Source organism: Microlunatus ginsengisoli, assembly GCF_039537205.1.
Taxonomy (GTDB): Bacteria; Actinomycetota; Actinomycetes; order Propionibacteriales; family Propionibacteriaceae; genus Microlunatus; species Microlunatus ginsengisoli.
This window is the reverse complement of sequence record NZ_BAABAB010000068.1, coordinates 1-641: the sequence shown is the minus strand read 5'-3', so window position 1 is coordinate 641 and position 641 is coordinate 1. Positions and strand designations below refer to the sequence as shown.

At 69.0% G+C, this 641-nt stretch carries 1 protein-coding gene; it reads right to left on the bottom strand.

Annotated elements, in window-relative coordinates; translation table 11 throughout:
- Nucleotides 1-641: iron uptake transporter permease EfeU (gene efeU, locus ABD747_RS26625; protein WP_344810191.1), on the bottom strand; the 641-nt coding region annotated here is incomplete at both ends.

Genomic DNA, 641 nt, shown 5'->3' with positions numbered 1-641 from the left:
GCCGAGGCGGTGGTGGGCTTGGGATGGGAACGACGGTGGATCCGGTAGAAGAAGATCGTCATGGTGGGTACGACGTACGCCACCCAGGCGGTCAGCTCCAGCCAGGTGGTGGCCGGGGAGAAGTTGAAGATGCCCTTGAGCAGGGTGCCGTACCAGCTGGTCGGCGGGACGGCGGCGGACACGTCGAAGGCCAAATTGTTCAGGCCGGGCAGGATGCCGGCCTCCTGCAGGTCGTGCACTCCGTAGGACAGCACGCCGCCGGCGACCAGGATCAGGAACGCTCCGGTCCAGGTGAAGAACTTGGTCAGGTTGATCCGCAGCGCACCGCGATACATCAGGTAGCCGAGCACGACGGCGACCGCGATGCCGAGCGCCGCACCGAGCAGCGGCGCGGCGGTCGACCCGGTGCCGCGCGTCGTCGCCTGGGTCGCCGCCCAGATGAACAGCGCCGTCTCCAGCCCCTCCCGGCCGACGGCCAGCATGGCGACGACGACCAGCTTCCAGCCGTTCCCGCCGGCGGCCTTGTCGACCTGGCCCCGCAGCTCGCCCGAGATCGAGCGGGCCGCCTTCGCCATCCAGAAGATCATCCAGGTGACGAAGCCGACCGCGATGATCGACAGCGTGCCGCCGATCGCCTCCTG